Genomic DNA, 14,472 nt, shown 5'->3' with positions numbered 1-14,472 from the left:
CTGCTTCTTTTAATGACAAATATAATTGTTTCATACTCCACCTCTGCTCTCACTAAAAAGTTAATTACCTTGTTCAACTAACCTGCTTCTTTAGTTTAACAAGGTTAACTGAATTACTCTTTTCATTCGTGTGCTAAAACACCTTATAATAATAATTAGTCTACCCAGACATTGCTAATTAACAAATCTTCACGTATTTACCTTCTTTGGTCATTCGCATTTTTTCAAAACTATTTATCATCCACTATTTCTTATTAAATTCGTCTTCTAATTCCTTTTCAATTTCATCATCACTAACCGTAACAATTTCATCTTTAACCCCATAATTCGTTTTTATTAACTGACCAACCTCTGACTTATCAATCCCATCCTTTACTGCTGCAAAGATTACTATGTACAAAATTAATAAACCAACAATCCAGAGTAAAATAGTTCCCCATAACATTTTTCTCTACCCCCAATTAATTATTTCTTTAAAACCTTCTTAAACTAACCTACCCCTTTAGTTCAATAAGGAAAAAGGCTTTACTCCTTCTTGAAGTAAAGCTACCCGTTAGTTGAAGAATAAAATCAAACTTCCACAGATAAATCAATCCAAATTTCATGCCATTTTTTCTCCTGCATGCGCTCAATATATATTGAACGTAACTTGCTATTATTTTGATAATATGGAGTAGGTTTAACAATCTTTTTAAACAAATCATCCAGTCCGTATGGAGCCATTATTTTAAGTTCACTATTGCATATTTTTACAGCTATTGCAGTTGGTATTTCTGTAAAATGGGCAACACCATCAAAAGAAGAATTATAAGAATCAAATCCATTTTTTAAATGCATACGTGCTTGATTTTTTACCGTCCACGGCTGGTTAGGTATTAAAATTTCTAATTTTTTTTCTAAATCTTTTTCTGTTTCCCACGAAGTATCTATGTTGTCAAAGTAAATAACATCAATGTCATTTATAGGTGTATTGATGTTATGTAAAACATCCCACACTTTATTTCTAATGAGTCCAGCTGCAACCCAAGCATCATTTAAATTTAATTTCTCAACGCTTTTTAAAATAGAGATTATATACTCGTCATTTTTGATAATATTTATCAACTGCGTTTCGTAATTAGTCACATCAATTCTCCTTTATTCAAACCTGCTTTTTTCTTGAACATTATAACCTAAAACTTTATGTAGATTTAACTTTCCAATTCGAAACATCTTCTTCCACTAACCTGCCCCTTTAGTTGAGGAAAAGGGAGCTTAACCCCTAATTGAAGTAAAGCACTCGTTAGTTTGAAATCTACTAATGCTAAAACGTGACGTTATCCTTTTTTATTTACATATTTAACAAGCAAAAACAAAATTATTATAATAAGAACTAATGAAAAGATAATAGCCAGTATACTATCTTTACCAAATAAAGAATTTAACACAACATCAAAGGATAGAACACCTAACGCATAAAGTAAAGGTAATATAAAAAGAGTCACTGCTACCCCTGCAATAAATGCAATAACATAGTTTTTCTTTTTCATTAAAACTCCTCCTTGAATAGAATTCCTTCTTCAACTAAACTGCCCCGTTAGTAAAATCACTCCTTATGTCTATAACTCTATTAAGTTGGCAATAATTCCTTTAACATTACTACTTTAGGGGGAATGGAATTGTTACTGTCAAAAGCATGGTCTTCGTTTGAAGCTGATAAACGAATAGAGGGTTTTTCACTACAAACGTTGAAGGCTTATCAGTTACAGTCTTTGCTACTAATTGGTTATTTTAATGATGTAGAGATGGAATTGTTGGATACAAATCAACTGAAGCAATATCTTGCTGTATCGGGCAAGCATTTAAAACCAGCTAGTCTTGCACATCGCATCCGCTTTATGAAATCTTTTTTTCGTTGGTCTCATGAAGAAGGCTACCTGAGTAAGAATCCAACTTGCAAGATTAAAGAGCCCAAAGTAGGTAAGCGGATACCCAAGTATTTAACCGAACGGGAGATTGAACACCTTCGTGAATCCTGTCATTCCCCAATGGAAAAAGCGATTTTTGAATTCATGTTTTCTACCGGTTGCCGAATTGGAGAAATAGTAGCGTTAGAAAAGAACAATATTAATTGGTCCAATCAATCCGCGATCGTTAGGGGAAAAGGTGATAAGGAAAGGGAAGTTTATTTTAATACACGTTGCGACATATGGCTTAAACGCTATATTGAAAGCCGTAATGACAATAATCCTGCCATCTTTGTGACTGTAAGGCAGCCACGTAAAATGAGTGTTGCCCAAATGCGATACATCATTAAGCGGATTTCAAATCGTGCTGAAATCAATAAAGAGATTCATCCACACCAACTTAGACACAGCTATGCAACTCATTTGTTGAATAATGGGGCTCCTATTGAAGTCATACAAAGTCTTATGGGGCATGAAAAAAGTGAAACCACAAGGATATACGCTCAATTAAGCGGTAGGCTAAGGAAAGAGTATTATCAGAAGTACTTTTAAATGTAAAGGAGCAACGTCTTAAAAGACGTTGCTCTACTCTACTAAAACACCTCGTTAGTTGAACAAGCAATCTATCTATAATCTTTAGTTCCATCTTCAAAAGCCTGTCTATCTTCATTCTCAATCCCGTGCAATGCTTCTTGTAAGGCAAATGTACTTTTATAAAATTTAACTCGTTCAGATATTTCATTACCGTTTGGATATATATTAATACACATATCAAAAAAATCTTCACCAAAGCTAGAGAGTATTCCAGCAAAGTCATACGCTGGATCGCCTAAACCCGAACCACCGAAGTCTATTATCCCTGAAATCATACTTGTTTCCGGATTCCACAAAATGTTGGATGACCCAAAATCTCCGTGTATCAGTGTTATATCTAAATTTGAGAATGCCTTCCCTTTTAGGAACGTTTCAAAAGATTGTGAGATTTCCTTTTGAGCGTCTTTTCTAATAAAAGGAAATAATTTATTTTGAATCTTATCATACAGTTTATACATCTCTTCTCGAGGGTTACGAACCTTTAGTTTCAAATCTCGACTTGCTTTTTCTCCTGAAATAGAATGGAGTTCTACAAGAAAAGAGACAAGTTGTTTTGCCAACCCTTTAACCAATTCAACACTCTCAACACCTGTTAAACTATCCTCCCACAAAGGAACACCATCTATTAGGTTATAGCCGGTGAAGACCTTACCTGGTTCTAACTCTTCAAAAGACTGATAAATTGGATTCGGAATAGGAATGGAGATGATACCTTTAATGTATTTCAAAATTTCCGTCTCTCTTCTTAATTGAATTATTCCATTTTTATATTTTGGAAATCTAAAAACCAAAGATTTGTTTACAATGAAAACATCATTATTCTGTCCAATTTCATTAGGATAAAAGTCTTCAATGGAAAGGTCAGAATAAAACGATTGAATTTTTTCAATAAAGTTATTATTCATTTAGTAATACCCCTTTTTTAGTCTCTTTCTATTGTTTTGATCCGGAGTCCCTTGTTGAACTAACCTGCCCCGTTAGTTTAACAAGAAACTCGTTTATCTCCATCCGCAAACCATCGATTCGATCGCTGAACGGGTTTTTATGCTGCATGCACCTCTGGTTGACATAACGCCAATATTAGGAAGTAGTTACCTCTCCTCGGCTACCGAATGTTCAATTTATGTTAGACGCCAGGGTACTTCCTTCTTTTTTGAATACATTGAAAAGTACTCTCTATCTTCCTCGATAAGATTCCAAACCATCTCTTCTTGCACCATTATCTTAAATGCTTCCTCTTTGTTTTGGTTGTTCGGATCGTACGCCTCAATCCAATGGTCTTTGTCGCTATGACCTTTTTTTACGACAACCAATGTTGAAGCGGTATATGTGAGAGGACCTCCACACGCAGCAAGAAATAATGATAAAAGTATAAATGTTAATCCCAAAGTTCTTTTCATTTTTCTCCTCCCATGATTTAAAGATGATCTTGCATTTCAACTATTTGGCCCGATTGCTGAACGACCTTGTATAAGCCATACACACCAGGTTAACATAACGCCTGTTCACGGAAGTAGTTACCTCCATTACGCAATAAAAAGCAGTCGATTTTAAAATAAAGCACCTTGTTTGTTTAATAATATTGCTTTTGATTAACATTTGGAAATTTATTATTATAAATTTTGTTCCAAATTTTTAATGCACTTGGATAACAATTATTAATCGAAGGTGCTCCACTTCTCGAAAACATTTCATCAAAGACCTCATGTATCACTACAGCTAATTTTTCAACAGATGCAGTTGGTAATCGCGATACAATGCGACTTATTTCTGGATCATATTCATCCTCAGATGAGAAACTTAAAAAGTTCTTCGGGTCCCAATCATTAATTACTTCTTTTACAATTTGGTAGTGGTTCATAATATCCCTCTTTTAATATTTATTTTTAATGATTTATTCTACACCTTTATTTATCTAAGCTGCCCCCTTAGGTGAAGATGAAAAGCAATAGCTGTGTCAAACCTAGCCTGTAAAATTTGTTCGTGTACAAGACAATCCGTTAGGTGAATAAGGTTTCGTTGAATTGTTGAGCAGGTATCGAATTCGTTAGACTATTGCATTTTTAAACAAAGATGCAAGGTTTTCTACTAGTTGAGCTTTAGTGAGATCATCGTGATATATACGATAAACTCTTGTCTCGTCTGAGTTTAGTTTGACATATATAGGGTTGCCGCTACCGTGGGAGCAACTAGCTATAAAAACGTATCCATCTTTTAACGCAGATATTCCAGGTTCAAATTCAGTGCTTTCTTCAATTATGTCGTCAACACCACCACATATCATATAAGAAATTCCGTCATAATCCTCATCTGGCCCATCTTCTTGGACCCCAAACTCCGTATCGATTAAAGGAACGGTTGTATAAAGTTCGATATACCAATTTGGTAACTTTATCTTCAATTCTTTTTCTAATTTTGCTATGTCACTTTCGCTTACTGTTTTACCAACAAAATCGGGATATTTCATCTTAATTCTATCGATCAGTCTTCTGGCTTCCAAAGTAATTTCATTATTCGTCATAATTTAATACCCCCATAAAGACTTCACTTAATTCAATGTGTATGCACACATGTTTACATGCAATTTTAAAGTCAGTGACTTTTATTCAGCTCTTTTCGTTTGAGCATTAAACTATCATAACCAAAGACTTAAAAGTTCCTGATTAAACTAGACTGCTCCGTTTGTTCTAGAAGAAAAAAGAGCTGCCTAGGAACCCTTTGGTCTTCAACTAAACCAGCATCCGATAGTTTAAATACCTTCTCATTTACAAATCATCATAAGTAAATCCCGTTACAGAGAATTTGCCATAATTGATTACATCTAGCACCTGGTCAAGCAATCTCGTTCTAGCTTGCCAAACACGTAGTCTTGCATCACGACAAAAAATATACCTTTACAATTTCCAAACCAAAATATCATTCCAATTATTTCTATAAATTCAGTTTACACTCAACTACTTCAATAAGTAAGTCCTTTTCAATGAAACACCCCTTTAGATAAACATCTAAAGGGGTAAAACGTCGCATCTTTTTTATAAACATCGCGGCTTTATTTTTAATCCACAGCGGCATCGTAACATAGGATTATGTTAAAAAATACCACTAAAGCAGGTTCTACTTTAGTGGACATTTAGTATGGATTTTTTTCATACTACACTTAATGATTTGTTTATTGATAACATAATTAAATCCATCTACCTACAATCGGATAATTGTACTTTTCGTCATTCAGTGCTTTTACAATTGCTATGATCGGCACAATTAACCACATTAAACCAAATCCAATTAGCAATGGAATCCCGATAATTACAATAATAAGTATCGTAGAAACAACAATCAATGCTCCCATGACCAGTTGGAATAAGATTGCTTGTATCGCCATCCTTTTGACCTCTAAATCATCAATAACTAGATAAATGATAAACGGTACCAAAAATGGCATAAAGAAAGCACTGGCATGAATTAACACTTTTAATCCTTTATTCTCCATATAATAACCCTCCCAATCTTTTTCAAGTATTTTATTATACGAATAATCGGGAGAGAAAATTCATTTATTTCAGCTGAAGCTTGTCGTACAATTCATTGATTTTATCCATATCCACTTTTTCATGCACTTCATCTGACACACTATATTTTTCTTTTAGCGTTAAAATCCGCTTTACACTCTCATTAAGCCGCTCTTCTGTGATTTCCCCTGTTTCAATAGCCTTAATGAACGCATTCAAAGTATTTAGTTGAACTTCATAATCGCGAACTACAAGTAGCTGATCACTTCCCGCGATGAAGGACTGAACTGCCGCTTCTGGGATTGTATAGTCATTCGCAATCGCCCCCATCGTCAGATCATCCGTTATGATGACACCTTCAAATTTCATTTCGTTGCGAAGTAATCCCGTGATAATAGCTTTAGACATTGAGGATGGATAATCAGGGTCAAGTGCTGGAAATAAAATATGAGCGACCATTACAGCATCGGCACCTTCTTCAATTGCCTTTTGAAATGGAACTAGCTCTACGTTACGAAGTGCTTCCAAAGTTGTTTCCACTTTTGGCAACGCCTTATGTGAATCAACAACCGTATCGCCGTGCCCCGGAAAATGCTTAACGACAGGAATAATGCCATTGTCCATCATTCCATGCATCGTCGATATGCCTAGCTTAGCGACTTGATAGGGATCCGATCCGAATGAGCGATTCCCGATAACTGGATTTCTTGGGTTACTATTAACATCCAATACAGGTGCAAAGTTCATGTTATAACCGAATTCGTTAAGCACTCCAGCTAAATAGGTGCCTGCGCGGTAACTCACCGATTCATCATTAAGTTTACCAATTTGCGCACTTGTGGGCAGTTTAGGGATACCGACGGGCATTCTGGAAACACGTCCTCCTTCTTCATCGACAGAAAGGAATAGTGGGATTTTATTAAGTTCATTTGCTTTTTTAATTCCATTAATCAGCTGTAGCATTTCATTTGTTGTCGCTACATTTCTTCCCATAATAATAACCCCACCAACATGATAATTACGGATGAGGTTATCCATCTCACTAGAAAACGAGGTACCTTCAACGCCAATCACTAGTAATTGCCCGACCTTTTCTTCCAATGTCATTTGGTCAACCATTTCTTCTACCTTTGATAAAACAATCTCCTCCTTTTTGGGTGGTTCTGTAATCGGCGAGTTTGTTACATCTGTTTCTTTATCCTTATTTTTTTGTGTAAATTGAGAACATCCCGACATTAATAAAGTGCAACAAACGACGAGAAAAATGAACTTATAATTACGATTCACTGTCACTCCCCTTTTCTTATTACTTCATTTCCACCGATCAATCACAGCTTCAAAATTACTAAGCGACACTGATCCCTTCTGCATAGGGGGTGGGCAAGATTTATTGTATTCAGCTATTTTCTCGTTTGCTTTTTCTATTCGTAATTCCAACTCTGCTGCAGCATCTGCACGTTGAATAGCTGTAATTGCGATTAATTCATCGCGAATTTCATGCTGTAGATTTAACCAATGTGGTTTATATCCGGCATCTTTAGCGATTCGCTGAAAATGCTGGAACGTATCACCCGAAAAGTACTCTTGTGATAACGGTTTCCCATGGCCCGCTAAATTATCCATGCCGCCTTTTTTTGTATATTCTTTTAAAATATCGCCGATTAGATCGTTGTATGGTGGGTTTAATTTATCGTCGCTCATACTCATTCACTCCCCCTCCTTTATATTTTCATAATTTCATTTTTTCCAGATGTATAATCCAGTTTCATTTGTTCCAATTCGATTTTCATCTTTTCAGTTTCCATGATAAAGTTTTGCTGTTTTAGTTTTTCTAGTTCGATCTCACCCCTCATGAATTCCCCTTTAATTTTCACGATTCTTCTTTGATGATCCGTAATAATTGCAATGATTGGCACACTCATCACAAGCCCAACAATAATAACTCCCTCTAGCATTTCAATCGCCCCTTTGTCATGTAATTAATTCAATTGTACATTATTGCAATTGTCTGTCATACAATTTCAATTCATTTTGTTTAACTATCATAGGCTACGATGTGAATAGTTGGGTATACTTCCATAATACATTGCAGGAAATGGGGTTATCCAATTGAAGTTCACACTTGAGGAAGCCGTTAAAAATTATGCACTCCCGTTTCAATCTGATGCGGATCTTTCAACAATAATCGAAGCCATAGGTGATGCAAAAATCGTCTTATTAGGAGAAGCAAGCCATGGGACATCAGAATTCTACACAGTTCGGGCTAAGCTGTCCAAAATGCTAATTGAACAGAAAGGGTTTTCAGCCATCGCGGTCGAAGGTGATTGGCCGTCCGCTCAGCATGTTAATCGCTATATAAAAGGATATAGCGAAAGTAAAGATGATGCACACGAAGTTTTGAAAGCTTTCGGCAGATGGCCGACGTGGATGTGGGCTAATGAAGAGGTTGCGGAGTTTGTCGACTGGTTGAAAATGCATAATGACAAGAGGATTCCCGATCAAAAAACAGGATTTTACGGAATCGATATGTATAGTCTCTGGGAATCTATGGAGGAAATTATCCGTTACTTAACAGAATCCAATCCCGCGGGTGCCGATCTTGAACTAGCTAAAAAGGCTTTTTCCTGCTTCGAACCTTTCAACGGTATGCCAGACCATTATGCAATTTCCACAGCTCACTTTTCACAAGTTTGCATTGACGAAGTGAGTGATTTATTATCGTCCATTCGCTCGCACAATAAACACTATAAAGACGATCAGGAAACCACTTTAAATTTAAAAGTGAATGCACTCGTGACTAAAAACGCCGAAAAATATTACCGTGCCATGCTCCAAGACAACGCACTTTCCTGGAATATTCGCGATGAACATATGGTTGAAGCGATAAATGAAGTAATGAAACATTATGGAGAAAATGCAAAGATCATCGTTTGGGAACATAATACGCATATTGGAGACGCCCGTGCAACAACAATGCAGGAGGACGGAATGCTCAACGTCGGTCAATTACTGCGAGAACAATTTATGAAAGAAGATGTCTATGCAGTAGGATTCGGAACGCATCGGGGCACCGTCATCGCAGCTGAACAATGGGGAGTACCTTTCGAGAAAATAGAAGTCCCTCCCGCTCGTCAACATTCATGGGAAGATTTAGTACACAAGTCTGGCGCTTTCAATAAACTATTCGTTTTCAATGAAGATAACCGACACTATTTCACCGGTTGGATTGGCCATCGAGCGATTGGGGTCGTCTACAATCCTGAATACGAGAAATTTGGTAACTATGTACCATCTCAAATCGGAAATCGATATGATGCTTTTATATTTATTGATCAAACAAAAGCACTGGAACCACTTGAGATGGGAGAAACGGTGACTGGCTTTTGATACAAAAACACCTATGGAAAAAGCATGATTGAATGTCAATCATGCTTTTTCTTTTAGGGTTTTCCTATCCATATATGGTACCGCAATCGCACAGATAAATGAACTGAAATAAGGCAAGAACTTTATACCCAGGGGTTGATCGAAAAATACCATCCCAAATACGCCGATGAAGCTAGATAATGCAACTCCTAGAATAAATCCTCCTATGATTCCTACGATAATTCCTAACATCACTCTCATCATCAATACTCCACTTCCTTACTTTTTAAAATTATGTTTCCATGCCGCCAAAACAATCCATATTGAAAACGTAAACAATATCATAGCTATAACTGGATGAAGCGCTGCAACAAGCGGTAAAGCACTCGTAATATTAGCTGTAAAGTACATCAAGAAAACAAATACTAATACTCCGAAAACTTGCCAATAAGCCCAACGCGGCATTTTACCTATATATGCAGTAATCAACATGAATATCGGCACATTAAATCCAAATAAATGAATAATCAAAGTGTGTTTAACCCAATTAATCGAATCACCAAATACTGCCATTCCCGCAAGTAAAACCTGCATAACAATCCCACAAGCAAATAGCAATCCAAATACTAAAAAGAGAACCCTCCCAACTTTTACTCGGGCATTTACAACCGTTTCTCCCATGAATAACCCCTCCTGTTTCATTAACCTTAGTCATAGAATACAATACGATTCTGAACTCCTTATTAGGAAATTATTAAATGTTTATTAAATAGGAGACATGTCCTTGTCTACCAACTGTAAAAATTAGAACAAAACGCAACCACCACTTCAGCCCCGACAAGTAAGGAGGGCAGTTCAATCACTACAGGACATAAGCGACTCGAGGGGCTAGGCGTAAAATCTCTTAATTACAACTTATCTACTGTACGAGATTTTATAATTTCCTAGACAACCAAAAAACACCAAAGTTCTCAATGAACCCCGGTATTTCCAACTTTATTTAAATCGATAACCTGCTCCCCAAATCGTTTCAATATACTCTGGGTTTGCAGGATCCGTTTCAATTTTTTCCCGAATTTTTCGGATGTGGACCGTAACTGTAGACACATCCCCCATTGCATCAAAACCCCATACCCTTTCAAATAAATGGGCTTTGTTGAAAACATGATTCGGATTCGAAGCTAAAAATGTGAGTAAATCAAATTCTTTTGCGGTCAACACTTTTTCATCATTATTGACCAATACCCTCCGGGCGTTTTTATCAATATGGAGCCCACGTACTTGAATTTCATTCTTCTGTTGCTCACGGTTCACCAGGCGGTTGTATCTTGAAACATGCGCTTTCACCCGTACTACCAACTCGCCTGGACTAAACGGTTTGACAATGTAATCGTCTGCTCCAAAACCAAAACCGCGTATTTTATCAATTTCTTCTTTCTTAGCTGTCACCATCAAAATAGGTATGTCTTTTATTTCACGGACCCGTTTACATATCTCAAATCCATCGATACCAGGAAGCATTAAATCCAAAACAATTAAATCATAGTTTTCAGCAATCGCTTTTCTTAACCCTTCATCACCCGTCAGTGCAATTTCTACAGTAAATCCGTTCATTTCCAAGTAATCTCGTTCCAATTCTGCGATACTTACATCATCTTCTACTATTAAAATGCTGCTCATCTTTTCACCTGCTTTTCTGAGATTGGAAGAGTAAAGAATATGGAGGTCCCCATTCCTATTTCACTTTCAGCCCAAACCCTGCCGCCGTGCTGTTCGACAATTCGTTTGACAATGGCAAGTCCAAGTCCGCTACGTCCCTCACCACCCGCTCTAGAGGAATCTGCTCTATAGAATTGCTCAAAAATATGGGCAAGCGCTTCTTCGTAAATTCCTTCTCCGTTATCCTTTACTTGAATCGTAATTTCAACCGAATTCGCTTTCAAATGAACATTAATCTTTTTCTCTTTTTTCTCCATATACTTAACACTGTTCTGAATAATGTTCGTTACACTACGTTTTAGTTGCTCTCTATCTGCATACACTTCATATCCTGACCAACCTTCAACAGTAAGTACAATCGAAATACCATCCTTGCCGACATCAAATTGCATCTCTTCTATTAAATCCGTAAAATAATCTTGAAGATTAAACTGTTCAAAATGAAACGGAACACTGCTTAAATCCAACTTGGAAAATAGAAATAGTTCATCAATTAAATGATCCATATCATTTGCCTTTGTGTAGATTATTTGAATATAACGATCCATTTTTCCTGGCGAATCCGCCACACCATCTCGTATTCCCTCAACATACCCCTTAATTGAAGTGATTGGCGTTTTCAAATCATGTGAAATGTTTGCAATAAGTTCTTTCCGATTTTGTTCATACTTATCTTGCAACTGTGCTGATTGTTGCAATTTTATTCTCATTAATTCAAACGTCTCAGCTAACTTCCCAAGTTCATCTTCACCCATTGACGTAATCGGAGTGTCAAAGTCCCCATTTTTTATTTGTTCGGCAGCTTTCGATAGTTTTTTAACTGGATTTAAGATACTTTTCGAAACGTAAAATGTCAGCAAACCATTTATCAAAATAATAATCAGAAACATTCCAATAAATCTCAGTTTGATAAATGTTTGTTGGAAATCCGCACCTACATCTAAGTTGATAATAAAGGCAAGAAAATAATATAGTATTATATCAATAAGAAAAAGAGCAATAATAGGAAGAATCACTATTGCAATGTTAGAAAATAGCAAACGCTTACGGATGGACATTAATATACACCTTCTTTCATTAGTAAGAGTGTAACCGATAATTATTAATTATTTCTTAAATGCTTTCTTGTATAAAAAAAAGCCGACTGATTGTCGGCTTTTAAAGTGTCATCCTTCAACTCGATCGCTTTCAATGACATCTTTAAGTATAGATAATTTGTTGTCCCAAAACTGTTCATAGAAGGTAAGCCATGTTTGCAATTTTTGTAGCGGCTTGGCTTCCAAACAATATAACTTTTCACGACCCATTTTCCGGCCAACAACGAGTCCAGCTGACTCTAATACATGCAGATGCTTGGTTACAGCGGTTCTACTCATTGTGAAATGGCTACTGATTGTTGATATTGATAATTCTTCACCCGCAAGCAGTTGCAACAATTGGCGTCGAGTCGGATCAGCAATTGCTTGAAAAACATCGTATTGTTGTTGCTCTTCAGCCATTTAACCTTCAACTACATGTTTCAGTTTTTGTACGAGTCCATCCCATCCACCAGACATACGTGAACGCACCTCTGCATGTGATTCACCAAACTCCGTCTGTTTTTCTTCGATCCATCCCGCGTGGATTAGTGTTAATTCGGTCTGACCGTCTTTTTCTTTCAACTCAAACGTAATCAGCCATTCCTCTCCCCACTCAAAAGATAAGCGATTTGGTGGGTTCACCTCTGTCACTTTACACACCGAATTGCCCCAGGGTCCTGCTTGTAGGATAAACTCTTTCCCTTCAATCGGTTGCATATCATTCGGCATAAACCATGTACCAATACCTTCAGCTGTAGCGACATATCCCCAAACTTTTTCAATTGGAGCATTGATGAGTATATTTTTTCTCACTTCGGCAAAATTCTCATTAATTGTCATATAATTACCTCCCGAATAATATGCGTAACCATTTGGTTACACTTACAGCATATACAACCAAATGGTTTCATGTCAATTATTATAGAGTTCAATTAAAAAAGGCTGACTGCATGTGGCAATCAGCTTTCTCTCCCCTATTTTATTTACTTGCGAATGTTGCTGGCATGATAACAGCAACGACTTCTCCTGTTGCAACAACTGTGTCATCCGCAAATACTTCAACAGATACCTTAAACTTCTTCGGATGAATTTCTTCCACTTTTCCAACCGCTTTTAACAAAGTACCTTGTTTAGTTGGTTTCATATAATTCACGTTTAATGACGCTGTGACGAAACGTGGTGGTTCTTCTCCACTGCCTGGCTCATGCCCATTTTTCCGGTGCAATGCAAGTGCGGCCGAACCAGTCCCATGACAATCGACAAATGATGCGATTAGACCGCCATAAACAAATCCTGGTATCGCAATATGCTTCGGTGACGGTTCATAATAGGTTACAGTTTCTTCCCCTTGCCACCCCGTTCGGAAATGGTAACCATCTTCATTTAAGCGCCCACAACCAAAACACCAAGCGAAATCTTCCGGATAGTCATCTTGAATTGCATGTACTACTTCATTATTCATATCCCTTTTCCCCCATTCCACATTCCTACGTCATCATTATAACATTCCGACAATCTATTCATCCTCTAAAATATCTTTCAGAAACTTTTCACGATGATCCAGGAAATATTTTGTGATCTGATAGTGCTCAGTCATTTCATATTCGGTTTCCTTTATTTCTCCATCATCAAAACTCAAGATTGTCGCATCAGGATAGCCTAAAATTATGGGCGAATGCGTTGCAATGATGAACTGGCAATTTTCTTCCCGGACAAGATCATGCATAATACGCAGAAACGACAGCTGCCTTTGCGGTGATAATGCGGCTTCCGGCTCATCGAGTAAGTAAATTGCCTTTCCATTGAATCGATTTAGAAATAGTGACAGAAATGATTCACCATGAGACTGATGATGAAGTGATTTCCCTCCGTAAGCATGATAGGAGCCATCGGGTTCTTTTGCCATTTCATCAACGTGTGAAGCAAAATGATAAAAAGATTCAGCCCGTAAAAAGAATCCGTTCGTCACTTTCGGCATCCATGACAAGCGAAGATAATCACTTAATGCACTTTCAGACGCATCTACTGCATATGTATTGTTTCTACCGCCACCCGCCGAATTAAACCCGCATAAATCCGCAACTCCCTCAAGTAATGTCGATTTCCCTGAACCATTTTCCCCAACAAAAAATGTAACACTATTCGTTAAATCCAACTCCGTTAGCGACTGAATTGAGGGTATAGAAAATGGATACTCCTCCTTTGAAAGTGACTCTTTATGAAGAAGCGTTATTTTTTTCAAAAACATTTGATTATAAC

General features: G+C 37.0%; 21 protein-coding genes. 2 read left to right on the top strand and 19 right to left on the bottom strand.

Going from position 1 to position 14,472, the window contains the following annotated elements; translation table 11 throughout:
- Window positions 1–244: 244 nt before the first annotated feature.
- From H7992_RS07960 to H7992_RS07950, 3 genes are all read right to left on the bottom strand, one after another.
- Window positions 245–445, bottom strand: coding sequence for a hypothetical protein (locus tag H7992_RS07960; protein WP_067207296.1), 201 nt, complete (start codon window positions 443–445; stop codon window positions 245–247).
- Window positions 446–570: 125 nt separating this feature from the next.
- Complete coding sequence (locus H7992_RS07955) at window positions 571–1,125, bottom strand: nucleotidyltransferase family protein (RefSeq protein ID WP_187047203.1); 555 nt, start codon at window positions 1,123–1,125, stop codon at window positions 571–573.
- A 191-nt stretch (window positions 1,126–1,316) separates the two neighbouring features.
- Entirely contained in the window at window positions 1,317–1,529 is a 213-nt protein-coding gene (locus H7992_RS07950; protein ID WP_187047202.1) for a hypothetical protein, read from the bottom strand.
- Between the two features lie 129 nt (window positions 1,530–1,658).
- Between H7992_RS07950 and xerA the strand changes: the two genes are divergently transcribed.
- The gene (xerA, locus tag H7992_RS07945) at window positions 1,659–2,498 is read left to right on the top strand and encodes a site-specific tyrosine recombinase/integron integrase (RefSeq protein WP_187047201.1); all 840 of its coding nucleotides are present in this window, start codon (window positions 1,659–1,661) and stop codon (window positions 2,496–2,498) included.
- Window positions 2,499–2,569: 71 nt separating this feature from the next.
- On the opposite strand, the gene H7992_RS07940 is transcribed toward xerA, so the two are convergent.
- From H7992_RS07940 to H7992_RS07905, 8 genes are all read right to left on the bottom strand, one after another.
- Window positions 2,570–3,445 carry an aminoglycoside phosphotransferase family protein gene (locus H7992_RS07940; protein ID WP_187047200.1) on the bottom strand — a complete coding sequence of 292 codons (876 nt, stop codon included), beginning with the start codon at window positions 3,443–3,445 and terminating at the stop codon, window positions 2,570–2,572.
- 216 nt (window positions 3,446–3,661) lie between these two features.
- Window positions 3,662–3,940 carry a hypothetical protein gene (locus H7992_RS07935; RefSeq protein ID WP_187047199.1) on the bottom strand — a complete coding sequence of 93 codons (279 nt, stop codon included), beginning with the start codon at window positions 3,938–3,940 and terminating at the stop codon, window positions 3,662–3,664.
- A gap of 173 nt (window positions 3,941–4,113) precedes the next feature.
- On the bottom strand, window positions 4,114–4,401 hold the full coding sequence (locus H7992_RS07930; protein WP_187047198.1) for a DUF1871 family protein: 288 nt from the start codon (window positions 4,399–4,401) through the stop codon (window positions 4,114–4,116).
- Window positions 4,402–4,587: 186 nt separating this feature from the next.
- A complete protein-coding gene (locus tag H7992_RS07925) occupies window positions 4,588–5,061 on the bottom strand; it encodes an SMI1/KNR4 family protein (RefSeq protein ID WP_187047197.1) in 474 nt (157 codons plus the stop codon).
- A gap of 663 nt (window positions 5,062–5,724) precedes the next feature.
- The gene (locus H7992_RS07920) at window positions 5,725–6,030 is read right to left on the bottom strand and encodes a DUF4870 domain-containing protein (protein ID WP_067207281.1); all 306 of its coding nucleotides are present in this window, start codon (window positions 6,028–6,030) and stop codon (window positions 5,725–5,727) included.
- 64 nt (window positions 6,031–6,094) lie between these two features.
- Entirely contained in the window at window positions 6,095–7,336 is a 1,242-nt protein-coding gene (gene nagZ / locus H7992_RS07915) for a beta-N-acetylhexosaminidase (RefSeq protein WP_187047196.1), read from the bottom strand.
- A 24-nt stretch (window positions 7,337–7,360) separates the two neighbouring features.
- On the bottom strand, window positions 7,361–7,756 hold the full coding sequence (locus H7992_RS07910; RefSeq protein ID WP_255428620.1) for a DnaJ family domain-containing protein: 396 nt from the start codon (window positions 7,754–7,756) through the stop codon (window positions 7,361–7,363).
- Between the two features lie 14 nt (window positions 7,757–7,770).
- Window positions 7,771–8,004, bottom strand: a complete 234-nt coding sequence (locus H7992_RS07905; protein ID WP_067207275.1) for a hypothetical protein — start codon at window positions 8,002–8,004, stop codon at window positions 7,771–7,773.
- Between the two features lie 154 nt (window positions 8,005–8,158).
- On the opposite strand from H7992_RS07905, the gene H7992_RS07900 reads away from it, so the two are divergent.
- Window positions 8,159–9,436, top strand: coding sequence for an erythromycin esterase family protein (locus H7992_RS07900; RefSeq protein WP_187047195.1), 1,278 nt, complete (start codon window positions 8,159–8,161; stop codon window positions 9,434–9,436).
- 39 nt (window positions 9,437–9,475) lie between these two features.
- Here the strand turns inward: H7992_RS07900 and H7992_RS07895 are convergent, their stop codons facing one another.
- The 8 genes from H7992_RS07895 to H7992_RS07860 form a co-directional block, all read right to left on the bottom strand.
- Window positions 9,476–9,679, bottom strand: a complete 204-nt coding sequence (locus H7992_RS07895) for a DUF5957 family protein (protein ID WP_231885785.1) — start codon at window positions 9,677–9,679, stop codon at window positions 9,476–9,478.
- 15 nt (window positions 9,680–9,694) lie between these two features.
- Window positions 9,695–10,096, bottom strand: a complete 402-nt coding sequence (locus H7992_RS07890) for a DUF6220 domain-containing protein (protein ID WP_187047194.1) — start codon at window positions 10,094–10,096, stop codon at window positions 9,695–9,697.
- A gap of 315 nt (window positions 10,097–10,411) precedes the next feature.
- Window positions 10,412–11,095 carry a response regulator transcription factor gene (locus H7992_RS07885; protein WP_187047193.1) on the bottom strand — a complete coding sequence of 228 codons (684 nt, stop codon included), beginning with the start codon at window positions 11,093–11,095 and terminating at the stop codon, window positions 10,412–10,414.
- Window positions 11,092–12,192, bottom strand: a complete 1,101-nt coding sequence (locus tag H7992_RS07880; RefSeq protein WP_187047192.1) for a sensor histidine kinase — start codon at window positions 12,190–12,192, stop codon at window positions 11,092–11,094. The genes H7992_RS07885 and H7992_RS07880 overlap by 4 nt, the downstream gene beginning before the upstream one ends.
- Before the next feature lie 108 nt (window positions 12,193–12,300).
- Window positions 12,301–12,633: an ArsR/SmtB family transcription factor gene (locus tag H7992_RS07875; RefSeq protein ID WP_187047191.1), complete on the bottom strand. Its 333-nt coding sequence runs from the start codon at window positions 12,631–12,633 to the stop codon at window positions 12,301–12,303.
- Window positions 12,634–13,053 carry an SRPBCC family protein gene (locus tag H7992_RS07870; protein WP_067207256.1) on the bottom strand — a complete coding sequence of 140 codons (420 nt, stop codon included), beginning with the start codon at window positions 13,051–13,053 and terminating at the stop codon, window positions 12,634–12,636.
- A 139-nt stretch (window positions 13,054–13,192) separates the two neighbouring features.
- Window positions 13,193–13,675: a PaaI family thioesterase gene (locus H7992_RS07865; protein ID WP_067207253.1), complete on the bottom strand. Its 483-nt coding sequence runs from the start codon at window positions 13,673–13,675 to the stop codon at window positions 13,193–13,195.
- Between the two features lie 54 nt (window positions 13,676–13,729).
- The gene (locus H7992_RS07860; RefSeq protein WP_187047190.1) at window positions 13,730–14,461 is read right to left on the bottom strand and encodes an AAA family ATPase; all 732 of its coding nucleotides are present in this window, start codon (window positions 14,459–14,461) and stop codon (window positions 13,730–13,732) included.
- Window positions 14,462–14,472 lie beyond the last annotated feature (11 nt).

The organism is Sporosarcina sp. resist (assembly GCF_014302295.1).
Taxonomy (GTDB): domain Bacteria; phylum Bacillota; class Bacilli; order Bacillales_A; family Planococcaceae; genus Sporosarcina; species Sporosarcina psychrophila.
This window is presented reverse-complemented; position numbering and strand designations above follow the sequence as displayed.